The organism is Limimaricola cinnabarinus LL-001 (assembly GCF_000466965.1).
GTDB lineage: Bacteria > Pseudomonadota > Alphaproteobacteria > Rhodobacterales > Rhodobacteraceae > Limimaricola > Limimaricola cinnabarinus.
Genome location: NZ_BATB01000002.1, coordinates 14,339 through 35,122, shown reverse-complemented (window position 1 = coordinate 35,122; position 20,784 = coordinate 14,339). Strand labels below are relative to the sequence as shown.

At 67.7% G+C, this 20,784-nt stretch carries 22 protein-coding genes and 3 pseudogenes; 17 read left to right on the top strand and 8 right to left on the bottom strand.

What is annotated here, in order from left to right:
* Positions 1-10 precede the first annotated feature (10 nt).
* The 3 genes from def (MBELCI_RS01185) to fmt are packed head-to-tail and all read left to right on the top strand — an operon-like array spanning position 11 to position 1,802.
* Positions 11-415, top strand: coding sequence for a peptide deformylase (gene def, locus MBELCI_RS01185; RefSeq protein WP_021692300.1), 405 nt, complete (start codon positions 11-13; stop codon positions 413-415).
* The gene (def, locus tag MBELCI_RS01180; protein ID WP_021692299.1) at positions 412-903 is read left to right on the top strand and encodes a peptide deformylase; all 492 of its coding nucleotides are present in this window, start codon (positions 412-414) and stop codon (positions 901-903) included. The genes def (MBELCI_RS01185) and def (MBELCI_RS01180) overlap by 4 nt, the downstream gene beginning before the upstream one ends.
* Positions 903-1,802 carry a methionyl-tRNA formyltransferase gene (fmt, locus tag MBELCI_RS01175; RefSeq protein ID WP_021692298.1) on the top strand — a complete coding sequence of 300 codons (900 nt, stop codon included), beginning with the start codon at positions 903-905 and terminating at the stop codon, positions 1,800-1,802. The genes def (MBELCI_RS01180) and fmt overlap by 1 nt, the downstream gene beginning before the upstream one ends.
* Positions 1,803-1,859: 57 nt before the next feature.
* Here the strand turns inward: fmt and MBELCI_RS01170 are convergent, their stop codons facing one another.
* Positions 1,860-2,357: a L,D-transpeptidase family protein gene (locus MBELCI_RS01170; protein ID WP_021692297.1), complete on the bottom strand. Its 498-nt coding sequence runs from the start codon at positions 2,355-2,357 to the stop codon at positions 1,860-1,862.
* Positions 2,354-3,433: a GTP cyclohydrolase II gene (gene ribA, locus MBELCI_RS01165; protein ID WP_021692296.1), complete on the bottom strand. Its 1,080-nt coding sequence runs from the start codon at positions 3,431-3,433 to the stop codon at positions 2,354-2,356. The genes MBELCI_RS01170 and ribA overlap by 4 nt, the downstream gene beginning before the upstream one ends.
* Before the next feature lie 157 nt (positions 3,434-3,590).
* Between ribA and MBELCI_RS01160 the strand changes: the two genes are divergently transcribed.
* The 6 genes from MBELCI_RS01160 (at position 3,591) to MBELCI_RS21430 (ending at position 7,636) form a co-directional block, all read left to right on the top strand.
* Positions 3,591-4,277 (top strand): response regulator transcription factor, encoded by a 687-nt coding sequence (locus MBELCI_RS01160; protein ID WP_021692295.1) that lies wholly within the window; start codon positions 3,591-3,593, stop codon positions 4,275-4,277.
* 241 nt (positions 4,278-4,518) lie between these two features.
* Positions 4,519-4,842: a hypothetical protein gene (locus MBELCI_RS01155; protein ID WP_021692294.1), complete on the top strand. Its 324-nt coding sequence runs from the start codon at positions 4,519-4,521 to the stop codon at positions 4,840-4,842.
* 67 nt (positions 4,843-4,909) lie between these two features.
* Positions 4,910-5,698 carry an exodeoxyribonuclease III gene (locus MBELCI_RS01150; RefSeq protein ID WP_021692293.1) on the top strand — a complete coding sequence of 263 codons (789 nt, stop codon included), beginning with the start codon at positions 4,910-4,912 and terminating at the stop codon, positions 5,696-5,698.
* Between the two features lie 85 nt (positions 5,699-5,783).
* Entirely contained in the window at positions 5,784-6,701 is a 918-nt protein-coding gene (trxA, locus tag MBELCI_RS01145; protein WP_021692292.1) for a thioredoxin, read from the top strand.
* 27 nt (positions 6,702-6,728) lie between these two features.
* Positions 6,729-7,370, top strand: a complete 642-nt coding sequence (locus MBELCI_RS01140; RefSeq protein ID WP_021692291.1) for an LON peptidase substrate-binding domain-containing protein — start codon at positions 6,729-6,731, stop codon at positions 7,368-7,370.
* 113 nt (positions 7,371-7,483) lie between these two features.
* Positions 7,484-7,636 carry a Trm112 family protein gene (locus MBELCI_RS21430; RefSeq protein WP_110546280.1) on the top strand — a complete coding sequence of 51 codons (153 nt, stop codon included), beginning with the start codon at positions 7,484-7,486 and terminating at the stop codon, positions 7,634-7,636.
* Positions 7,637-7,669: 33 nt separating this feature from the next.
* Here MBELCI_RS21430 and MBELCI_RS01130 read toward each other — a convergent pair whose 3' ends face one another.
* Entirely contained in the window at positions 7,670-8,917 is a 1,248-nt protein-coding gene (locus MBELCI_RS01130; protein WP_235047547.1) for a UbiH/UbiF/VisC/COQ6 family ubiquinone biosynthesis hydroxylase, read from the bottom strand.
* 168 nt (positions 8,918-9,085) lie between these two features.
* Here MBELCI_RS01130 and MBELCI_RS01125 point away from each other — a divergent pair.
* The 4 genes and pseudogenes from MBELCI_RS01125 to MBELCI_RS01110 all read left to right on the top strand — a co-directional run bounded on the left by MBELCI_RS01125 (position 9,086) and on the right by MBELCI_RS01110 (position 14,593).
* Positions 9,086-10,262: pseudogene (locus MBELCI_RS01125) on the top strand (aminotransferase class I/II-fold pyridoxal phosphate-dependent enzyme).
* Positions 10,183-12,273: a DNA translocase FtsK 4TM domain-containing protein gene (locus tag MBELCI_RS21425; protein ID WP_369385335.1), complete on the top strand. Its 2,091-nt coding sequence runs from the start codon at positions 10,183-10,185 to the stop codon at positions 12,271-12,273. The pseudogene MBELCI_RS01125 and the gene MBELCI_RS21425 overlap by 80 nt, the downstream one beginning before the upstream one ends.
* A pseudogene (locus tag MBELCI_RS21420) lies at positions 12,246-13,772 on the top strand (DNA translocase FtsK); the annotation flags it as partial. The gene MBELCI_RS21425 and the pseudogene MBELCI_RS21420, both read left to right, overlap by 28 nt.
* 215 nt (positions 13,773-13,987) lie before the next feature.
* A complete protein-coding gene (locus MBELCI_RS01110; RefSeq protein ID WP_021692285.1) occupies positions 13,988-14,593 on the top strand; it encodes a LolA family protein in 606 nt (201 codons plus the stop codon).
* An 85-nt stretch (positions 14,594-14,678) separates the two neighbouring features.
* Here MBELCI_RS01110 and MBELCI_RS01105 read toward each other — a convergent pair whose 3' ends face one another.
* The 3 genes from MBELCI_RS01105 to MBELCI_RS01095 form a co-directional block, all read right to left on the bottom strand.
* Positions 14,679-15,161 carry a cupin domain-containing protein gene (locus tag MBELCI_RS01105; RefSeq protein WP_021692284.1) on the bottom strand — a complete coding sequence of 161 codons (483 nt, stop codon included), beginning with the start codon at positions 15,159-15,161 and terminating at the stop codon, positions 14,679-14,681.
* A gap of 130 nt (positions 15,162-15,291) precedes the next feature.
* Positions 15,292-15,876, bottom strand: a complete 585-nt coding sequence (locus tag MBELCI_RS01100) for a transglycosylase SLT domain-containing protein (RefSeq protein ID WP_045319546.1) — start codon at positions 15,874-15,876, stop codon at positions 15,292-15,294.
* Positions 15,877-15,949: 73 nt separating this feature from the next.
* Positions 15,950-16,834 carry an AEC family transporter gene (locus MBELCI_RS01095; protein WP_021692282.1) on the bottom strand — a complete coding sequence of 295 codons (885 nt, stop codon included), beginning with the start codon at positions 16,832-16,834 and terminating at the stop codon, positions 15,950-15,952.
* Between the two features lie 83 nt (positions 16,835-16,917).
* Here MBELCI_RS01095 and hspQ point away from each other — a divergent pair, with 83 nt between their 5' ends.
* The 4 genes from hspQ (at position 16,918) to MBELCI_RS01075 (ending at position 19,134) form a co-directional block, all read left to right on the top strand.
* The gene (hspQ, locus tag MBELCI_RS01090) at positions 16,918-17,244 is read left to right on the top strand and encodes a heat shock protein HspQ (protein ID WP_021692281.1); all 327 of its coding nucleotides are present in this window, start codon (positions 16,918-16,920) and stop codon (positions 17,242-17,244) included.
* A 76-nt stretch (positions 17,245-17,320) separates the two neighbouring features.
* On the top strand, positions 17,321-17,800 hold the full coding sequence (locus MBELCI_RS01085) for a free L-methionine (R)-S-oxide reductase MsrC (RefSeq protein WP_110546277.1): 480 nt from the start codon (positions 17,321-17,323) through the stop codon (positions 17,798-17,800).
* Between the two features lie 70 nt (positions 17,801-17,870).
* A complete protein-coding gene (locus MBELCI_RS01080; RefSeq protein WP_045319545.1) occupies positions 17,871-18,449 on the top strand; it encodes a helix-turn-helix domain-containing protein in 579 nt (192 codons plus the stop codon).
* Positions 18,450-18,510: 61 nt separating this feature from the next.
* Positions 18,511-19,134: an RluA family pseudouridine synthase gene (locus MBELCI_RS01075; protein ID WP_200861241.1), complete on the top strand. Its 624-nt coding sequence runs from the start codon at positions 18,511-18,513 to the stop codon at positions 19,132-19,134.
* Here the strand turns inward: MBELCI_RS01075 and MBELCI_RS01070 are convergent.
* Complete coding sequence (locus tag MBELCI_RS01070) at positions 19,131-19,724, bottom strand: alpha/beta hydrolase (protein ID WP_021692277.1); 594 nt, start codon at positions 19,722-19,724, stop codon at positions 19,131-19,133. The two genes, MBELCI_RS01075 and MBELCI_RS01070, sit on opposite strands and share 4 nt — an antisense overlap.
* Positions 19,721-20,658, bottom strand: a pseudogene (locus tag MBELCI_RS01065) (ring-cleaving dioxygenase). Before MBELCI_RS01065 ends, MBELCI_RS01070 begins: the two are co-directional and overlap by 4 nt.
* Between the last annotated feature and the right edge of the window lie 126 nt (positions 20,659-20,784).

The window sequence follows — 20,784 nt, the reverse complement described above, 5'->3', positions numbered from 1 at the left end:
CTCCCGTCTCTTGTTCGATGCGACGCTGTCGCAGCTCGCCGCCGACATGATCGAGACGATGTATGACGCGCCGGGCCGCGGCCTCGCGGCGCCGCAGGTCGGGCTGCCGATGCGGATCTTCGTCACCGACGTGGAGTGGCGCGACGGCAACCCCGCACCCAAGGTCTTCGTGAACCCCGAGATCGTGGAGGCCTCCGAAGAGACGGTGTTGCGCGAGGAGGGCTGCCTGTCGATTCCCGACACGCCCTGCCGGGTCCGCCGCCCCGCGCGCATCGTGCTGCGCTGGCAGGACCTGACCGGCCTCGGCCACGAGGCCGCGTTCGAGGGCATCGAGGCCACTTGCATCCAGCACGAGCTCGATCACCTGAACGGCATCCTGTGCATCGACCGCCTTGAGGAGGACACCCCCGAATGAGCCGCCCCTTCCTGCGCTGGCCGCACCCCACGCTGCGCCGTCCCGCCGCACCGGTCGAGGCGATCACCGACGAGATCCGCGCCATCTGGGACGAGATGATCGAGGCCATGGACGCGATGCCCGGCGTCGGCCTCGCCGCGCCACAGATCGGCGTGTCGCTGCGCCTCGCCGTGGTCGATGCCTCCGACGGGCGCGGGCAGGCGGTGCGGATGGCCAACCCCGAAGTGCTCTATGCCAGCGTGCAACTGCGCGAGCACGAGGAAGCCTCGCCCAACCTGCCGGGCGTCTCTGCCGTTATCGAACGCCCGCGTGCCATCACGGCGCGGTTCCTGAACGTGGCAGGCGAGATCGAGGAGCGCGACTTCGTCGGGCTTTGGGCGACCTCGCTGCAGCACCAGATCGACCACCTCGACGGGCAGATGTATTTCGACCGGCTGAGCCGGCTCAAGCGCGACCGGCTGGTCGCCAAGGCGAGGAAGCTCTCCTGATGCGTATTGTCTTCATGGGCACTCCGGAGTTTTCGGTACATGCGCTCGACGCGCTTATGCGCGCCGAGCACGAAATCCTCGGCGTCTATACCCAGCCACCGCGCCCGGCGGGGCGGGGCAAGAAGCCCCGGCCATCGGCTGTGCAGGCCCGCGCCGAGGCGCTGGGCCTCGAGGTCCGGCACCCGGTGTCGCTCAGGAACGCGGAGGCGCAGGCCGAATTCGCAGCGCTGAACGCCGATATTGCCGTGGTCGTGGCCTACGGTCTGATTCTGCCGCAGCCAGTGCTGAACGCGCCTGCGCGGGGCTGCCTCAACATCCACGCCTCGCTGCTGCCGCGCTGGCGCGGCGCCGCGCCGATACAGCGCGCGATCATGGAGGGCGACAACGAGACCGGCGTCTGCATCATGCGGATGGAAGCGGGGCTCGACACCGGACCGGTGCTCCTGCGCGAGGCGACGCCGATCGGGGCGACCGACACCACTTCGGATCTGCATGACCGGCTGGCCCGGATCGGTGGCGCGCTGGTGGTGAAGGCGCTGCGCGAGATCGACACGCTGCGCCCCGATCCGCAGCCCGAGGCCGGCGTCACTTATGCAGCCAAGATCGACAAGGCCGAGGCTAGGGTCGACTGGACCCGCACCGCCGCCCATGTCGCGCGGCAGATCAACGGCCTGTCGCCATTTCCGGGCGCGTGGTGCATGGCGGGCGAGGAGCGTCTGAAGATCCTGCGCGCGGTGTCCGGACCCGGTGAGGGCGCGCCGGGCGAGGCGATCGGGCCTGCCACCATCGCCTGCGGCGACGGCGCGGTGGAGCTTCTGGAGATCCAGCGCGAGGGCAAGAAGCCGATGCAGGCCGAGGCGGCGCTGCGCGGGCTGAGCCTGCCAGAGGCGCTCGGCTGACCGACAAGTCGTCCGGGCCTCAAGAGATGGATTCGGGTATTCGGTGACCGGAGTGGCCTAGCGCACGATCAACCGTGCGCCCGGCACGATATGCCGCGCCAGCCAGAGCAGGTCGGGGCGGGCAAAGGCCACGCAGCCCTCGGTCGGAAAGCCCGCGCGGCGGCGCTGATGCAAAAAGATCGCCGAGCCGCGCCTGGCCATGCCCTCTTCGTTCCAGTCGGTCAGCAGCACGATGTCGTAGAGTGGATCGGCGCGGCGCAGCACCTCGTGGCTGGCGGAGTAAGGGGCGCGGACCGGGCTGTTATAGCCCGGGTCGCCGCTGGCGTCCGACCACAAATCGCCGGGCCGGATCGGTTGCGCCCAAGGGCGCGGCGCGGGCAAGCGGTCGGGCCGGTAGAGCATGCCGGTGATCCGGTGTTCGCCCACCGGCGTCGCGCCGTCGCCCTCGCGCTTGTCCGCGCGAAGGCCGCCCTTGCCGATCGAACAGGGAAGATACCGGCCCAGCACCCGCAGGCCGCGGCGGGTCAGGACGAGATCGGCGGGAGAATGGATCACAGAAGATGCCCCGACTTGGCCGCCTTGGTGGCGAGGTAATGGTGGTTGTGCAGGCCGCGACCGACCTTGAGCGGCACCCGCTCCTCGACCGCGATCCCGGCCTCGCTCATCCGCGCGACCTTGTTGGGGTTGTTGGTGAGCAGGCGGATGCGTGAAAAGCCCAGCCGCTTGAGGATCTCGGCGCCGATGCGGAAATCGCGCTCGTCATCCTCGAAGCCGAGCCGGTGGTTCGCCTCGACCGTGTCGAATCCCTGGTCCTGCAAGCTGTAGGCGCGCATCTTATTGGCCAGCCCGATGCCGCGACCCTCTTGGTTGAGGTAAAGGAGAACGCCTTCGCCGGCCTCTCCCATCTGGTCGAGCGCGGCATGCAACTGCGGGCCGCAGTCGCATTTGAGCGAGCCCAGCACGTCGCCGGTGAAGCAGGCCGAATGCAGCCGCACCAAGGGTGCCGTGTCGCGAAGGGGTTTGCCGATCTCGACCGCGTAATGCTCCTCGCCGCCATCACCGGGGCGGAACACGTGCAGCCGGCCTTTTTCGGCCGCTTCCATCGGCAGCCGCGCGGCGGCGACGGGGGCATAGGCGGGGGTGATCGCGGGCGGCAGCGGCAGATCGAGGCGCGTCAGCTCGTTATCGGCGGCGAAACCGGCAGCGTCCTCGATGGGGAGAACGAGCGCCGCGGGCAGCAGGCGGGCCGCCTTGACCAGCGCGATCGCGGCGCGGTGCGTCTCGGCCCCGCCGTCGCGCAGCGTCCTGAGCGGGCCCTTCATCGGCGTATTGAGATCACCCGCCGGGTCCGCCACGGCCCGCACCCACGCGCAATCCGCCCCCTCGGGCAGCGCCACCCGCGCGATATCGCCGTCATAGGCCCGCGCGCGCAGCGTCGCCGCCCGCCGCCCCGTGATCGCGAGCACCGGCACACCGCCCATGCGGCGCAGCTCGGCCAGCCGCTCGGGGCGCGCCGTCTCAGCCGCGAGCACTAGCGCCCCCGATGTCCCGCCCAGCACCACCGGCACACCAAGCCGCAGATCGGCCAGCGCACGGGCGCGACGCTCGACGGGATCGGGACGAAAGGGCATCGGCACATCCTTGCGGCAGGCCGGAGCACCCCGGCGCGGGAGGCGAATGTAACATTTCCGGGGGCGGCGACAACTCGACGTGAGGGATGGTCACGAAACTTGAGGCACACGAGACCGTTACACATGTGTAGAGCCGGCAGGTCATGGAGGCGTCGAAATGGCACAAGTGAAGAAGATCCTTTTGGTGGATGACGAGGACGACCTGCGCGAAGCGTTGAGCGAACAGCTCGTCATGACCGAGGATTTCGATGTCTTCGAGGCCGGCAACGGGCACGAAGCGATGGCTCAGGCCAAGGCCGGGCTGTTCGATCTGGTGATCCTCGATGTCGGCCTGCCCGACACCGATGGCCGCGAATTGTGCAGGGTCATGCGCAAGCAGGGCGTGAAATGCCCGATCATCATGCTCACCGGCCATGACAGCGACAGCGACACCATCCTTGGCCTCGATGCGGGCGCCAACGATTACATCACCAAGCCGTTCAAGTTCCCGGTCCTGCTCGCGCGCATCCGCGCCCAGCTGCGCACGCATGAACAATCCGAGGACGCGGTGTTTCAGCTCGGACCCTACAGCTTCCGGCCCGCCCAGAAACTTCTGGTGGCCGAGGATGATCGCAAGATCCGCCTGACCGAGAAGGAAACGAACATCCTGAAATACCTCTACCGCGCCTCCGAGGGCGTGGTGGCGCGCGATGTCCTCCTGCACGAGGTCTGGGGCTACAACGCCGGTGTCACGACCCACACGCTGGAAACCCATATCTACCGGCTGCGCCAGAAGATCGAACCCGATCCCTCGAACGCGCGGCTTCTGGTGACCGAGTCCGGGGGATATCGGCTCGTTGCCTGAAAACGTCGGAACCGGGACGGCGTTTCGACGTTTCCTTGCCGAAGCCCGGTGGCTGGGTCATGCCACACTCTGACTGTTGGACCTTGCCGGGCCTCGTGCCCGGCTTTTCTTTGCCAATTTTCCTGTCTCCGGCTCTCTTTCGGCGGCACCCGTCGGTCGCACCTGCGTGAGCGGCCTCAAACGCCTCTGGGGTTGAAGGCCGCGCAGGCGTAGGCTGAACTCATCAGTAAAGGAGTTCCCGATGCCAGCGTTCCGCTCTCTCGCCCTCGCCGCCATGCTGCTCCCGCTTCTGGGGACCGCGACCCTGGCCGAGACCGAGACCCTGCGCGTGCGTAACCGCTCGGGCGTCGATCTCGTGCGCATGTTCGCCTCTCCCGTGACGGATGAATACTGGCGCGACGATCTCTTGGGCGAATACGTAGTGCCGTCGGGGCGCAACGCCGATGTCACCATCCGCAACGTGACGGAATGCCTTTACGACCTGTTGATGCTGTTCTCCGACGGTGCGGTGGTGCCGGATCGGGTCGATGTCTGCGCCTCCGAGAGCTATACGGTCGAGCCCTGACGCGTTCGGGTGGCGTTCGCAAACGCGAGGCGCTAGGCAGGCCCGGCCCGACAGCCGGAGACCGCGCATGCCCTTTACGCTCTGCACATGGAACATCAACTCGGTCCGCCTGCGCGAGACGCTTGTGAGCCGCCTTTTGCAGGAGGAGGGGCCCGACGTGCTGTGCTTGCAGGAATGCAAGAGCCCGGTCGAGAAGATCCCGCTCGAGGCGTTCAGGGCGCTTGGCTATGATCACATGATCGCGCGCGGGCAGAAGGGCTACAACGGCGTCGCCATCCTGTCGCGCCTGCCGATTGAGGAGGTCTGCGCGCATGACCATGCGAACCTCGGCCATGCCCGTCACATCGCCGGGCGGCTGGAGAACGGGGTGACGATCCACAATTTCTATGTTCCGGCGGGCGGCGACGAGCCGGACCGCGAGAAGAACGAGAAGTTCGGTCAGAAGCTCGACTACCTCACCCATATGCGCGACGACTTTCACGCCAACCGGCCCGAGCGGGCGATCCTCGTGGGCGATCTCAACATCGCCCCGCGCGAGGACGATGTCTGGAGCCACAAGCAGCTCGTCAAGGTGGTCAGCCACACGCCCGTGGAGGTCGAGCATCTCGTGCAGGTGCAAGACAGCGGTGACTGGGTCGACGTGACCCGGCAGGACATCCCCGAGGGGCCGCTCTATTCGTGGTGGTCGTACCGGGCCAAGGACTGGGAGGCGGCCGATCGCGGCCGCAGGCTCGACCATGTCTGGGCGACCTCCGACATTGCCACTGCGGCGCATGGCAGCCGGGTCCTCAAAGCGGCCCGCGGCTGGGAGAAACCTTCGGACCACGCCCCGGTCTTCGCCAGCTTCGATCTCTAGGGCTTGGCGCGCCCGCGCGGTGCGCACATATACTCACCTCGGAACACCGCCCGCACAGGGCCGCACATCACAGCAGGAGCTCCACATGCTCGGTCTCAACGACAGCGCCCCCGCCGCCCCCAAGGACGATCTGATCCGCGAGGGCTCCGACGCCAGCTTCATGCAGGACGTGGTCGAAACCTCCAAGACCGTCCCGGTGATCGTCGATTTCTGGGCACCGTGGTGCGGGCCGTGCAAAACGCTGGGCCCGGCGCTCGAGGCGGCGGTCAACAAGGCCGGCGGCAAGGTGAAGATGGTCAAAATCGATGTCGATCGGAACCAGGCCTATGCGGGCCAGCTTCAGGTGCAGTCGATTCCCACCGTCTATGCCTTCTGGCAGGGCCAGCCGGTCGACGGCTTTCAGGGCGCGTTGCCCGGCTCGGAGATCGAGGCCTTCGTGAACAAGCTCGTCGCGCTGGGTGGCGGCGAGGAGGATGGCGGTCTGGCCGAGGCCATCGAGGCGGCCGAGGCGATGCTCGGTGAGGGCGATGCCGTGGGCGCGGCCGAGGTGTTCGGCGCGATCCTGCAGGAGGACGACAAGTCCGCGGGCGCCTATGCGGGCCTCGTGCGCGCGCATCTGGCGCTCGACCAGATCGATCAGGCCGAGGCGATCCTCAATGGCGCGCCCGCCGAGATCGCCCGCGCGCCCGAGCTCGATGCCGCGCATGCGCAGATCGCGCTTGCCCGTCAGGCCAGCAACGCGGGGCCGGTGGCCGAGTTGCACGCCCGGGTCGAGGCCGATCCCGCGGATCTGCAGGCGCGCTACGATCTCGCCACCGCGCTGCATGCCAAGGGCGAGACCGCCGAGGCGGTGGAGCAGCTCCTCGAGATTTTCCGTCGCGACCGCGAGTGGAACGACGGCGCTGCCAAGACCCAGCTCTTCACCATTTTCGAAGCTCTGCCCGCCAAGGACCCGATCGCGCTCGCCGGACGGCGCAAGCTGTCGTCGATGATATTTGCCTGAGCGGTGCGGCAGGCTAGGTCGCCTTGCATGATGACAGGCGTCGATCTCCCCGACACGATCCCGGTCTTTCCGCTTCCGGGCGCGCTGCTGTTGCCGCGCGCGCGGCTGCCCCTGCATATCTTCGAGCCGCGCTACCTCGCGATGATCGAGGACGTGATGAAGACGCCTGAGCGGCTGATGGGCATGATCCAGCCTTATGAATCGGCGTCGGGCAAAACGCGGCTGCACGACATCGGCTGCGCGGGCAGGCTCACTGCCTTTTCCGAGACCGAGGACGGGCGTTACATGATCACGCTCTCGGGCATCTCTCGCTTTCGGGTGCGGCGCGAGGTCGAGGGCTTCACGCCTTACCGGCGTTGCGACGTGAGCTGGAGCGGCTTCGAGCGCGACCGGGGTGCCGTCGAGACCGATCCGGGGATGCGGCGTGATGACTTCCTGAAGCTGTTGGGCCGGTTCTTCGAGGAGCGCGGGCTGTCGACCGATTGGGAGAGCCTCGACGAAGCCGAGGACGAGTTGTTGATCAACTCGCTCTCGATGCTCTGCCCCTTCGATTGCGAGGAGCGGCAGGCGCTGCTCGAATCGCCGACGCTGGTCGAACGCCGCGAGACGCTGGTGACGCTGATCGAGTTCGCCCTGCATGGCGGCTCGGGAGAGGAGACGATGCAATGACCGATGATCCGAACCTGCCGGGCGACCTGCCGCCGCCGCCGGTGCCGCCCGTGGACCCGATTCCCGATCCCGGCCCGGACCCGCGCGCCGGGCGGGCCGCTTTCGATCGCCGCATGCTCGAAGCCCTCGTCTGCCCGCAGACCCAAGGCCCGCTGACCTACGACGCCGAGCGTCAGGAACTGGTCAGCCGTGCGGCCAATCTCGCCTATCCGATCAGGGGCGGGATTCCGGTGATGCTCGCCGACGAGGCGCGCGCGCTGGAGTAAGCGCGCAGTCGCGAGCGACGGTCAAGGCCGGGGTCAGCGCATCAGCTCCGGCAGATCCCCGGTCAGCCCGGCCGCCTCGCGGATCATCGCGCGCCGCAGCGGCGCGATCGCGTTGATCGCGCCCATCCCGGCGTCGCGGGCCAGCCGCAGCAGCGGGTTGTCGTTGGAAAACAGCCGCGTCGTGAGGTCGGTGGTCGCCGCTAGTGTCGCCGTGTCGAAGCGCCGCCAGCGCGCATAGCGCTCAAGCACCTGTAGGCTGCCCGTATCCTCGCCCCGCTGCCGCGCCTCGCGCAGCACCTGCGCCAAGGCCGCCACGTCGCGCAGGCCGGCATTGAGCCCCTGACCCGCGACCGGGTGCAGCCCATGCGCCGCGTCGCCCACCAGCGCCACACGCGGAATCGCGAGGCGTTCGGCAAGGCTCAGCCCCAGCGGAAACAGCCCACGCGTGCCGATGAGGCCGATCTCGCCCAGAAAACCACCGAAAGCCGGGCGCAGCGCCGCGAGGAACCCCGCATCGTCCAGCGAGGCGATCCGTTCGGCGCGCGGCGACGTCTCGCTCCAGACCAGGGAACTGCGGTTGCCCGTGAGCGGCAGGATCGCCAGCGGGCCGCCGGGCATGAAGAACTGGTGCGCGATGCCGCCATGCGGCAATTCGTGCTCCACCGCGCAGGTGATCGCGCTTTGCCCGTATTCCCAGCCGTGGCGATGGATGACCGCGCGCGCCGCCGTGCCGCTTGCGCGACCGTCGCACCCCACCAGAAGCGCCGCGCCAAGGACCGCACCCGAGCCGAGCGTCACCGAGATGCCGCCTGGCGTCACCTCCTGGGCCGTCACCGTGTCGGGCGCGCGCCGCGTCACGCCGGGGGCTGCCTCCAGCGCCGCGCCGAGGACGGCGCGCAGATGCCGGTCCTCGACCATGTGGCCCATCGGGCCGTCCTCGATCTCGGCCGAATCGAAATGCAGCCACCACGGCGCCGGGCCGTCGCCTGCGCGCCCGTCAGTGACCTTGATTTCGGTCATCGGCTGCGCCTCGGCGGCGAGCGGCGCCCAGAGGCCGAGCCGTGCCAGCATCCGCCGCGATCCGGCGGCGATGGCATAAGCCCGCCCGTCGAACTCGCCCGCCTTTCTCAGGGGTGCGGCCGCATCCACGAGAGTCACGGAAAAGCCCGCCCGGGCCAGTGCGAGCGCCAGAACCGGGCCATTGAGCCCGCCGCCCGCGATGAGGATGTCGCTGTCATGGGTCATAGCGCTGACTATGGGGCGGGAGCGGGGTTTGTCCATGCGGCGCGGCATCCTCGGGCGGGGGAGGGGCCGGGATGACGGTCGGATCTCTTGGCCCGAAAGACACATGAGGGGCGGGGAGGGGGCGAATGCTGGACATCATGCTGCCCGCGCGGGTAGTTTCGTGGCAAGAGGGGCACTGGCATGACCCCCGTTCATGAGGCAGCGATGGATTTCCCCGATCGGTTCTCGGACCTACCGGACTATGCGTTTCCGCGCCTGCGGAGCCTGCTTGATTCGCACAAGCCGGGCGGCGCGCCCCTCGCCATGACCATCGGCGAGCCGCAGCACCCCTATCCCGACTGGGTCGGCCCCACGATCGCCAATGCCGCGGCGGGGTTCGGCAAGTATCCCGTGAACGAAGGCTCGGAGATGCTTCTGGGCGCGATCTCGGGCTGGATCTCGCGGCGCTACGGCATCGCGGTGGCGCCCGACCGGCTGCTGGCGCTCAACGGAACGCGCGAGGGGCTCTACAACGCCGCGATGGCGCTGTGTCCCGAGGCCAAGGCCGGGCAGCGTCCCTTGGTGCTGATGCCCAACCCGTTCTACCAGGTTTATGCCGTGGCCGCGCTGTCGGTGGGGGCGGAGCCGCGCTACCTGCCCGCGACCGCCGACACGGGGTTCCTCCCCGATCTCGACGCGATTTCGCCCGAGACGCTGAACCGTGCGGCGATCTTCTACCTCTGTTCGCCGTCCAATCCGCAGGGCGCCGTGGCCTCCGAGAGCTATCTCAAGCGTCTCTTGGACCTCGCCGAGCGGCATGATTTCCGCGTCTTCGCCGACGAATGCTATTCCGAGATCTGGCGCGACACGCCGCCGCCGGGGGCCTTGGCCGTGGCCGAGGCCATGCGGTCCGACCCTGAGCGGCTGGTGGTGTTCAACTCGCTGTCCAAGCGTTCGAACCTGCCGGGCCTGCGCGCGGGATTCGCCGCCGCGGCCCCGAATCAATTCGCCGGATGCGCCAGCTTCGCAACTATGCCGGCGCGCCGCTGCCGCTGCCGCTTCAGGCGGTGGCCGCCAAGGCGTGGTCGGACGAGGCGCACGTGGTCGAGAATCGCGCGCTCTATGCCGCGAAATACGACATCGCGGACCGGGTCTTGGGATCGGTGCCCGGCTATGCCGCGCCGAAGCCGGGTTCTTCCTGTGGCTTCCGGTCGAGGATGGCGAGGTCGCGGCTCTGAGGCTGTGGCGCGAGACGGGGGTGCGGGTGCTGCCCGGCGCCTATCTCGGGCGCGACGTGAACGGAGAAAATCCCGGCAAGGGATATGTCAGGGTCGCCATGGTGGCCCCGGCGGATGAGATGCAGCGCGGGTTGGAGACACTCCGCGCCTGCCTCTACGACTGAGGAGAGGACGAGCGACATGGCGTATCAGACGAGGGGGCGCGAACCCCTGCTCGACAGCAACACCCAGGCGGCGCTGGAAAAGCGCGGCAAGGAGCTGCTCGGACTCGCGCTGATCGCCGTGGGTCTGATCATCGCGATGATGATCGGCTCCTACAGCCCGGATGATCCCAACTGGATGCTGGCTTCCGACGCGCCGGTCCAGAACTGGCTCGGGCGTTTCGGCGCCTCCTTGGCGCAGCCGATCGTGATGATCGTCGGGCGCGGGGCGTGGATGCTGCCCCTGGTGTTCCTCGTCTGGGGCACGCGCCTGGCGCTGCACCGGGGCGAGGAGCGGGCGATGTCGCGGCTGACCTTCGCGCCGATCGTCGTAGCGCTGGCCTCGGTCTTCGCCGCGACGCTGACGCCGCCCGATGGCTGGAGTCACAGCTTCGGCCTCGGTGGCCTGTTCGGCGACACGGTGCTGGGGCTGCTGCTCACCATCCTGCCCTTCGGCGCGGGGTTCGGGGTGAACCTTCTGGCGCTACTTCTCGGGGCGGGCACGCTTGCCGCAGGGGCCTTCGTCACCGGCTTTACCCGCGAGGAGACGCAAGGCTTGTGGCGGCTGCTGCTGCTGGGGCTGGTGCTGGCCTATGCGCTGGGCCTGCGGTTGATGGGGCGCGGCGCCACGGTGTCGATGCGCGCCGCCGAGGTGCTGCGCGGCCGCATCGGCGACGAGATCGAGGCCCGGCGCGAGCAGATGCGCCGCGACGCGGCCGTCGCCGCCGAAGAAGAGGCCGCCGCCCGCGCCGTGCCGGAGCCGAGCCAGACGCAACGCGTCTCGGCGGTGGTGCGCGCGCATGCCGCCAAGCGCATGGCCACCACGAGCGTCGAGCCGGCCCCCATGCCCGCCGCCGGGGCCGACGAGGCCGATGGCTGGGACGAGGACGCGTTGATCGAGACGCCATCCGCGCCGCGCATGCCACCCGCGATCAGCCGCGTGATGCCGCGCGTACAACCTGCGGTGTCCTCGCGCGCGCCGGTGCCGCCCGCACCGCCGATGGAGGACTGGGACGCGCAGGACATGCAGGACGAGGTGGCCTTCGAGGCAAAGGCTGCGCCCGCGCGTCGTCTGCCGCCCGCGCCGCCGGGCACGCTCGCCGCGCCGCCGCGCCTGCCGCGCAGCGAGGAGCCCTCGGGCGGGCTGCTGTCGCGCATGCCGCAGCTGCTGCGTCGGAGCGAGCCGCGCGAGATGCCCGCCGTCGAGCCGGTCGAACCGCCGCTGACGACCGCGCCACGTGCGGGCGATGACGACCGCATCCGCTCACGCATTTCCGACGCGATCCGCGCGCGCACCGGCCAGACCAGCATGCCGCCGTTCCAGAACGGTCGAATCGAACCGGCGCTGACGCGGGGTCGCGGGCCGCAGCCCCTCGTGATCACCAAAAGCCCGCGCGCTGCCGCGAGCGCGGCGGCGGGGGCGGGTCTCGCCGCGGTGGCCCATGCGATCGGCGCGCCCGCGCGTGCCGCGCAGGCCGCGTCCGCCGCACCCCGCGTGGAGCCGCCGCTGGCGCGCCGCGCGATGGAGCCGGACATGTTCGGCGTCGCACCCGAGCCCGAGGTCGAGCTGTTCGAGGCCGAGGATCACGAGATGCCGCCCGCCGAGGCCATCGTGGAATGGGAGCCGGAGATCGCCGAAGCGGACACGAGCGCCGACCATTGGCCCGAGGCCGACGACAGCGTCGAAGAGGTCACCGTCGATCCCGAGCCAATGCCGGTATCTGCCCCGGTCCCGCGGCGCGCCGTAGAGGCTCCGCTGGCGGCGCGACGCGACCCCGTGGCCCCCGCCGCGACCTCCGGCCTTTCCGCGCACAGGGCTACCCCGGCAGCGCCGCCGCCGCCGCGCGCCCGATGGGTCCGGCCGCCGAGATCGCCCGCGCCGCGCCGCAGCCCGCCCCCGTTTCGCCGCCGAGCCAGCCCAGCGTGCCGCAGGTGGCCTATCCCGATTACGAATACCCGCCGCTGGACCTGTTGATGGACCCCTCGGCCATCGAGCGGCATCACCTGCCGGACGCGCAGCTCGAAGAGAACGCGCGCATGCTCGAAAGCGTGCTCGATGATTACGGCGTCAAGGGCGAGATCGTCTCGGTCCGCCCCGGCCCGGTGGTCACCATGTACGAGCTCGAGCCCGCGCCGGGCCTCAAGGCCTCCCGCGTCATCGGTCTTGCCGACGACATCGCGCGGTCGATGTCGGCGCTCTCGGCCCGGGTCTCGACCGTGCCGGGCCGCTCGGTGATCGGGATCGAACTGCCCAATGCCAAGCGGGAGATGGTGGCGCTGCGCGAGATTCTGACGGCGCGCGACTATGGCGACAACCAGATGAAGCTGCCGCTGGCGCTGGGCAAGGATATCGGCGGTGAGCCGGTGATCGCCAACCTCGCCAAGATGCCGCACCTCCTGATCGCGGGCACCACCGGTTCGGGCAAGTCTGTGGCGATCAACACGATGATCCTGTCGCTCCTCTACAAGCTTTCGCCCGAGGAATGCCGCCTCATCATGATCGACCCCAAGATGCTGGAACTCAGCGTCTATGACGGCATCCCGCACCTGCTTTCGCCCGTGGTGACCGACCCCAAGAAGGCCGTCGTCGCCCTCAAATGGGTCGTGGGCGAGATGGAGGAGCGCTATCGCAAGATGTCGAAGATGGGCGTGCGCAACATCGACGGCTACAACGGCCGGGTGAAGGACGCGCTGTCCAAAGGCGAGATGTTCTCACGCACAGTGCAGACCGGCTTCGACGAGGAGACGGGCGATCCGATCTTCGAGACCGACGAGTTCCAGCCCGAGGTGCTGCCCTATATCGTCGTCATCGTCGACGAGATGGCCGACCTGATGATGGTCGCGGGCAAGGAGATCGAGGCCTGCATCCAGCGTCTCGCGCAGATGGCGCGGGCATCCGGCATCCACCTCATCATGGCGACGCAGCGGCCTTCGGTCGACGTCATCACCGGCACGATCAAGGCCAACTTCCCGACCCGGATCTCCTTCTCGGTCACCTCCAAGATCGACAGCCGCACCATCTTGGGCGAACAGGGCGCCGAACAGCTTCTGGGCATGGGCGACATGCTCTACATGGCCGGCGGCTCCAAGATCACCCGCGTCCATGGGCCGTTCTGCTCGGACGAGGAGGTCGAGGAGATCGTGACCTACCTCAAGGGGTTTGGTCCGCCCGACTATGTCGGCGGCGTGGTCGAAGGCCCCGACGAGGACAAGAGTTCGGACATCGACGCAGTGCTGGGCCTCGCGGGCGGCGGCTCCTCGACCGGGGGCGGCGACAGCGAGGACGCGCTCTACGATCAAGCGGTGCAGATCGTCGCGCGCGACCGCAAATGCTCGACCTCCTACATCCAGCGCAAGCTCGCCATCGGCTACAACAAGGCCGCGAGACTGGTGGAGCAGATGGAGGATCAGGGCGTGGTCTCGGCCGCGAACCATGTCGGCAAGCGCGAGGTGCTGGTGCCCGAAGCGCACTGACATCGGCGCGAGCCCCCCGTGGTCGGTTGGCATATACATACATATCAATCAGTTAAGCCCCCTACCCCGCCGGGTGGGGGGCTTTTTCATGGGCCGGTCATCGGCTGGCGGGGCGCGCGATATCGCCTAGCGGCGGACATTCGGGCAGACCGCTCCTATATCGAAGTCCAAGACGCCCCGCAGTTCGGGGCCACGACATGAAGGACCACGAGAGAATGACCATGATCCGACGCAGCTTTCTCGCCTCTCTCGCCGCCGCCTCGCTGGCGGTCGCCGCCGGGCCCGCTTTCGCGCGCCAGCTCTCGCTGGGGGAGGTCTCAAGCTACCTCAACCAGCTCCAGTCCGCGAGCTCGGGCTTTACCCAGATCAACGGCGACGGCTCGATCCAGACCGGCACGATGTACATCAAGCGCCCAGGCCGGATCCGCTTCGAGTATCAGGGCGATCGCTCCATGATGATCGCCGGCGGCGGTCAGGTGGCGGTGTTCGACGCCCGCTCCAATGCCGGGCCCGAGCGCTACCCGCTCAACCAGACGCCGCTCAACATCATCCTCGAGCGCAACGTCGATCTCGGCCGTGCGGGCATGGTGACGGGGCACACCTCCGACGGCACCAAGACCACGGTGACGGCGCAGGACCCCGCGCATCCCGACTATGGCTCGATCCAGATGGTGTTCACCTCCGACCCGGTCGAGCTGCGCCAGTGGATCGTCACCGACAATGCGGGCCAGAAGACCACCGTGGTGCTCAACGACCTGAAACCGGGGGCGGGGATCTCGGATTCGAAGTTCAACATCCGCTCCGAAATGTCGAAGTGGTGATCGTCTCTCCGGCATGAATCGAAAAAAAGGGGCCACCGGCGGCATGCCGGTGGCCCATCTTCTTTCTGCCATGCGCTCGATTGCGCTACTGGTTCCACGGATCGTCGGCCGGGTCGAGATAGCTGACCTCGAACGGTCCCTCGCCGTGGATCTGGATCACCGTTTCGCCCTGCGCCTCGGCCCTGTGCGGGTGGTCCGCCGGGATCATGATGTACCCGCCCATGGCGATCTCCTGTGGCTCGGCGCTGGCGGGATCCTCGCCATGCGCGAAGATGATTGTGCCAGAGATCACGGTCACGTTCTCTGCCGTCGGATGGGTGTGGGGCGGCACCGCGTAGCCATCGGGAAAGCGCAGACGCACAACGAAATCCCCGGCTTCCATCGGGTTGCCGCTCAGGACCGCAAGCTCGGCTCCCTCGGGGAGGGTGGGCGGAGCCGCGCCCCATTCCATCGTCTCGGGTGGCATCGGCTGGGCCATGTCGTCCTGCGACAATGCGGAGGTGGCGCCCAAGGCCACGAGCAGGGCAAGAGCGATGCCGCTGCATTCACGAAAAAGCTGTCGGGACATGTCGGGATACTCCCTACTGTCGGCCGCGTCGGCCGGGCCAGAAGGATGCGCCGCCTCGGCCCGGTTGCACAGCTGATCGTTGGGGCTAGGGCCATCATGAAAAGGGCGGCCCGAAGACCGCCCCTGCACCTCAGCGCTTGCCGCAGGCGCGTAGCTGGCTGTCGTAGAGCAGGGTCCGGCGCGCCAGCGCGTCGGAGACGTTGATCAGCCAACCCTTGGATTTCCACGTGCCGCGTCGATAGCCCGCCCGACCGTCGTGATAGGCGAGATACTGGTTGCGCGTGTCATAGAGCGGGATGCCCAGCTCGCGCGTGGTGCCGGTCATGTACCAGCCCATGAAGTTGGTCGCGTGACCGATATCGTCGCGCTTGTGGCGGAAGCCGCCTTCCTGCTCCATGTACTCGTCCCACGTGCCGTCGAGTGCCTGACTGTAGCCATAGGCCGAGGATTGACGGCCCACCGGGATCACGCCGAGCTTCCACTGGAACGGCGTGCGCGCGTTGCCGATGAACTTGCTCTCCTGGTAGATGATCGCCATCTGCACCGGGACCGGCACGCCCCATTTGCGCTCGGTCGCCTTGAAGGCGCGGAGATAGTCGGGATGCTGGCGCACGATGCTGCAGGCGTCGTCCAGCTCGCGCGGCGCGGCGAAATCGCGCGGCCCGCAACCGGCCAGGACGGCCAACAGAATCATGGCGCGAAAGAGTCTGCTCATCTGCCCCTCGCAAGCGTTCGTTTTTTTTGGAGCCTAGCCGATGCCGGCGGGGGGCGAAACAGGGGAGGCGGCCTCACGCGATCACGATTGCCAGTATGAGCGGCAAAGCGATCACGGAGAGCAGGGTCGAGGTGACCACGAGCCCGGCCACCGCCTGCGCGTCCGAGCCATATTTCTCGGCCAGCAGATAGGACGTGACGGCCACCGGGGTCGAGATCTGGAGTATCAGCACCGCGAAGGCCACCGATGGCAGGCCGAACCACAGCCCCAGCCCCACCGCGACGCTGGCGCATAGCGCGATCTTGGCGGCCGAGAGCCCGGTCGAGAGCGCGAGCGTGCCGGGCCGCAGGCGCGCCACCGCTACGCCAAGCGTGATCAGCATCAGGGGAATCGCCATCTGGCCGGTCAGTTCCAGCGTGTTGGTGACGACCCGCGGCGTCTGCCAACCCTGCCACAGGAACAACGCGCCCAGCACCGTGCCCCAGACCAGCGGCTCGCGCAGCACCCGGCCCAGCGATCCGCGCCCCGCCACCAACCAGATCCCGAAGGTGAAGGAACCGATCGCCATCACCGCGAAGACCACCACCGCATAGCCCAGACCTTCCTGTCCAAAGGCGAAGAGCGCCAGAGGCAGGCCGACATTACCGGTGTTGCCGAAGATCAGCGGCGCCAGATAGGTCGGCACGTCGAGCTTCAGGATCATCACCAGCGCGGCGAAGAGCGCCGCAAGCACCGCATAGCTCGCGAAAGCGGCGAGCGAGAGCGTGGCCAGCGCCGAAGGGTCGATCTCGGCCTGCATCAGCGCCACGAAGATCAGGCAGGGCACCGATATGGTCATCGCCATGCGGCTGACGAAAGGCACGTCATAGGCCAGCCCTAGCCGGACCCAGACGAAACCGATCAGGGCGAGAGCGAAGACCGGCGCGGTGATCTCCAGCACTGTCAGGATCAGGTTCACGGACTGTTTCTCCCCTACTTGACCACCTCGCATGGACCTGTGAGGGGCTTTGTGGGTAATACTGGTGGAAAGGACGGTCTGCCATGCTGAAGTCGCGCGCGAAATATTCCTTGGGGCAGGTGGTACGCCATCGCAAGCACCCGTTCCGCGGCGTCGTGTTCGACGTGGACGCGATCTTTTCCAATTCCGAAGAATGGTACCTAGCGATCCCCGAGGACAGCCGTCCCGCCAAGGGTCAGCCTTTCTACCATCTGCTCGCCGAGAATGCGCAAAGCTACTACGTGGCTTATGTGAGCGAGCAGAACCTCGTGGCCGATTTTTCGGGCGAGCCGGTCGACCACCCGGATCTCGACGATCTGTTCGGACCGTTCGAGGACGGTCACTATCCGCTTCAGGTCGATCTCAACTGAACCTATACGTCCGATAGGTTGCGCGGCACGATCCCGTCGGTGCAGTGTTCTGTATTGACGAGATGCGGAGCCAGACATGACGATGACTATGCCATTCGAAGAATTGCGCGACCGCATCCTTGCGCTGACCGAAGGCGAAACTGACGAGATCGCCCTCATGGCGACGGTCGCTTGCGAGCTGCATCATGCCGATGACCGCTTTGACTGGACCGGCTTCTACCGGGTGACCGAACCCGGACTGCTCAAGATCGGTCCCTATCAAGGCGGACATGGGTGCCTGACCATCCCGTTCGAGCGGGGGGTCTGCGGCGCTGCCGCGCGCAGCGGCACGACGCAGATCGTGGCGGATGTCGATGCCTTTCCCGGCCATATCGCTTGCGCCGCCTCCACCCGATCCGAGCTGGTGATTCCGCTTAGAAACGGGACGGGAGAGGTGTTTGCCGTGCTCGACCTCGATAGCGACCAGCCCGGTGCCTTCGATGAGCGGGATGCCGCGCGACTCGAACAGTTGCTGACGACCGTGTTTTCCCGACGAAATTTGTTCACGGAGTCGTGAAATGGTTTGCCATTATACAACCTTTGCGCGAGTATACGTTCGTGGCCTGTATTAAAGAGCAGGTCCTTTAATGAGTAACGCTTCGCCACAGCTTGGCAGTTTAGGGCAGGACCTGCGCCGGTTACGGATCTCGCGGGGCCTGAGGATCGCGGATCTCGCGCCCCTCGTTCACCGCTCCACCGGCTGGATCAGCCAGGTGGAGCGGGATCGCTCCCAGCCCAGCTACTCGGACTTGGCGGCATTCGCGCGGGCCTTTGAGATACCGATTTCCGAATTGTTCCGGCACAGCACGCAGACCGACGCGGAGGAGCATGACGTGCTGCGCCGCGAGCAGCGCCGCGAGATCACGCCCGACAGTACCGGCGCGCTCGACGACCTGCTGGTGCCGGTGATGGGCGGAATCGAATTCTATCGCAGTCATTTGCTGGCCCATTCCGCTTCCGAGCTTCCCGCACGGAGTGGTCGGCTCGAGATGGGAACCGTTCTGGAAGGGGCGTTCGAAATCTGGATCGGCGGACGGCACCATGTGGTCGAGGCAGGCGACAGTTTCTGGTGTCGAGGCGAAACGCTGTCGTGGCTCAATCCGCATGACACCCCTTGCGTGATGATCTGGGTGGTGGCACCGCTGCCGCATGACTCCGACGCCTGACACCCCGCCAGATCCCGACCCGGACCGCGCACCCGATCTCGGCACCGCCTATGACCCGCCGATGGATCCGCTTGAGGTGATCCATGAGGATCACGAGGTGCTGATCGTCTGCAAACCGGCAGGGCTTCTCTCCGTGCCGGGCAAGGGCGATCACCTTTCCGATTGCCTGCTGGCCCGTGTGCAGGAGGCTTATCCGATGGCGCTTTTGGTGCATCGGCTCGACCGCGACACCTCGGGCGTCATGGTCTTTGCGCTGACGCCGCACGCCCAGCGCCATCTCGGGCTGCAATTCGAGAAACGCCAGACCAAAAAGACTTATATTGCCCGGGTGCAGGGGCGGCTCGAACCCGCGACCGGCACCGTCGACCTTCCCCTGATCGTCGATTGGCCGAACCGGCCGCGCCAGATGGTGGATCACGAAAACGGGCGGCAGGCGGTGACCGACTGGCGCGTGATGCGCGCGACGGAAATTGAGAGCCGGGTGCGGCTCAGTCCCAAGACCGGGCGCAGCCACCAGTTGCGCGTGCACATGCTGGCGCTGGGACACCCGATCCTGGGCGATCCGTTCTATGCGCAAGGGGAGGCGCGGGATCACCCGCGCCTGATGCTGCATTCCGAGACGCTGCAATTTCGCCATCCCGATGGCGGGCGCGGCATGCGCTTTACCGCCAAGGCGCCGTTCTAGGCGAAAAAGGCCTTGAGCGCGTCGACCTCCATGGGCCGGATCTCGTGGCCGCCGGGGTGCCAGGCTTGGGTGACACTCGCACCCTGCGCCTCCAGATAAGTAAGGAAGCTCCGCGTCTGCGGCTCGGGACAGATCGGGTCGCGCTCGCCCGCGGTGACGAGTATGCGGCGGCCCTTCAGGCCCGGCTGCGGCGCCGGGTCCCATGGGATAAGCGGGTGGAGCAGCATTATTTCTCCGAAGAGGTCGGACCGCTCCAGCGCCATGGCGGCGAGGATGTTCGCGCCGTTGGAGTAGCCGAGACCAACGACGCGCCTTGCACCTGTGCGGGCGATCTCGGCCTCGACAAAGCGGATCAGCTCGTCGCGCCGCCGCCCGAGGTCATCCATGTCGTAGACGCCTTCGCCGGTGCGGCGGAAGTAGCGCAGCGCGCCGCCCTCGTTCACCTCGCCGCGCGGCGAGACGACATGCGCGCCCCGGATCAGCTGGGTGCCGAGGCGGTGGAACTGGTGCTCGTCGCCACCGGTGCCATGGAAGGTGAACACCAGGGGCGCGCCCGGCTGCCCTTGGGTGCGGGCGGCATGGTAGCTCATGCGCCGTCGCCCAAAGGCTCTAAGCGGCGCTCGATGTCGGCGCGCAGATGCTCGTGCTGCGATGGCAGTTTCAGCGCCTTGCCCAGATGCGCGCGCTCCTCGTCGCGGTCGAATCCCGGCTCGTTTGTCGCCACCTCGAACAGCACGCCGCCGGGGCTGCGAAAATAGATGGCATGGAAATAGTCGCGGTCGATCTGCGGCGTGGTGGGCCAGCCGTTCTCGGCCAGCATTCGGGCCACTTCGGCCTGCGCCGCGCGGTTCTCGACGGCAAAGGCGATGTGGTGCACCGAGCCCGCGCCCTGCGCCGCGCGTGGGGCCGCCGGATCGACCCGGATGTCGATGCGGTGCGCCGGGTTGCCGCCCGCGATCTCGTAGCGGGTCAGCGCGCCATCGGACTGCGCCTCGCGATAGCCCATGAACTGCAACAGCTCGACCGTCGCAGCCTTGTCGCGCAAAAGCATCTCGACCGAGTGAAAGCCGCGGATCGCGATATCCCGCGCCACGCCACCGCCGGTCCATGGCGCGCGGTCATCGCCTTTGGTCTCGACGAGAGCCAGCCGCTCGCCATCCGGCCCATCGAACAGCAGGCGCTGCGCGCCGAAGGCGGTGTCGCGAGTTACGCCATTGACATGGCGCTCGCGCAGGCGGCTCTCCCACGCATCGGCGGCCCTTCGGGGATCGCAAAGGACGTGATCGCCACCTCGCCCGCACCGCGACGGCCCCGGCCGGCATGGGGAAAGGGAAAATAGGTCATCACCGTACCTGGCGTGCCGATCTCGTCGGCGTAATAGAGATGATAGACGTCGGGCGCGTCGAAATTGACCGTTTTCTTGACCCGGCGCAGGCCAAGCGTGTCGGTAAAGAAGGCGTTGTTGGCGCGGGCCCCCGACGCCATCGAGGTGACGTGGTGAAGGCCCCGGATCTGGGTCAGCATGGCTTGGCTCCTTTGGTGTCGGGCCTTAGATAGCGCGGCTGCGCCCGATCACTATTCCCGCTGCGAGCGCGGAGAGGGTGCAAGGCCGCACAGGCTTGGGGATCGCGCCACGCGAACACCGGTCGT

What these genes read in the sequence shown, in the direction of transcription:
- MBELCI_RS01080 (WP_045319545.1), top strand. Translation starts at nt 17,871, where the DNA reads ATGAGTAACGCTTCGCCACAGCTTGGCAGTTTAGGGCAGGACCTGCGC.
- MBELCI_RS01140 (WP_021692291.1), top strand. Translation starts at nt 6,729, where the DNA reads ATGATGACAGGCGTCGATCTCCCCGACACGATCCCGGTCTTTCCGCTT.
- hspQ (WP_021692281.1), top strand. Translation starts at nt 16,918, where the DNA reads ATGCTGAAGTCGCGCGCGAAATATTCCTTGGGGCAGGTGGTACGCCAT.
- ribA (WP_021692296.1), bottom strand. Translation starts at nt 3,433, where the DNA reads ATGCCCTTTCGTCCCGATCCCGTCGAGCGTCGCGCCCGTGCGCTGGCC.
- MBELCI_RS21425 (WP_369385335.1), top strand. Translation starts at nt 10,183, where the DNA reads ATGTCAGGGTCGCCATGGTGGCCCCGGCGGATGAGATGCAGCGCGGGT.
- MBELCI_RS01100 (WP_045319546.1), bottom strand. Translation starts at nt 15,876, where the DNA reads ATGAGCAGACTCTTTCGCGCCATGATTCTGTTGGCCGTCCTGGCCGGT.
- MBELCI_RS21430 (WP_110546280.1), top strand. Translation starts at nt 7,484, where the DNA reads ATGCTCGAAGCCCTCGTCTGCCCGCAGACCCAAGGCCCGCTGACCTAC.
- trxA (WP_021692292.1), top strand. Translation starts at nt 5,784, where the DNA reads ATGCTCGGTCTCAACGACAGCGCCCCCGCCGCCCCCAAGGACGATCTG.
- def (WP_021692299.1), top strand. Translation starts at nt 412, where the DNA reads ATGAGCCGCCCCTTCCTGCGCTGGCCGCACCCCACGCTGCGCCGTCCC.
- MBELCI_RS01085 (WP_110546277.1), top strand. Translation starts at nt 17,321, where the DNA reads ATGACGATGACTATGCCATTCGAAGAATTGCGCGACCGCATCCTTGCG.
- MBELCI_RS01105 (WP_021692284.1), bottom strand. Translation starts at nt 15,161, where the DNA reads ATGTCCCGACAGCTTTTTCGTGAATGCAGCGGCATCGCTCTTGCCCTG.
- MBELCI_RS01160 (WP_021692295.1), top strand. Translation starts at nt 3,591, where the DNA reads ATGGCACAAGTGAAGAAGATCCTTTTGGTGGATGACGAGGACGACCTG.
- fmt (WP_021692298.1), top strand. Translation starts at nt 903, where the DNA reads ATGCGTATTGTCTTCATGGGCACTCCGGAGTTTTCGGTACATGCGCTC.
- MBELCI_RS01110 (WP_021692285.1), top strand. Translation starts at nt 13,988, where the DNA reads ATGACCATGATCCGACGCAGCTTTCTCGCCTCTCTCGCCGCCGCCTCG.
- MBELCI_RS01070 (WP_021692277.1), bottom strand. Translation starts at nt 19,724, where the DNA reads ATGAGCTACCATGCCGCCCGCACCCAAGGGCAGCCGGGCGCGCCCCTG.
- MBELCI_RS01155 (WP_021692294.1), top strand. Translation starts at nt 4,519, where the DNA reads ATGCCAGCGTTCCGCTCTCTCGCCCTCGCCGCCATGCTGCTCCCGCTT.
- MBELCI_RS01150 (WP_021692293.1), top strand. Translation starts at nt 4,910, where the DNA reads ATGCCCTTTACGCTCTGCACATGGAACATCAACTCGGTCCGCCTGCGC.
- MBELCI_RS01130 (WP_235047547.1), bottom strand. Translation starts at nt 8,917, where the DNA reads ATGGACAAACCCCGCTCCCGCCCCATAGTCAGCGCTATGACCCATGAC.
- MBELCI_RS01075 (WP_200861241.1), top strand. Translation starts at nt 18,511, where the DNA reads ATGGATCCGCTTGAGGTGATCCATGAGGATCACGAGGTGCTGATCGTC.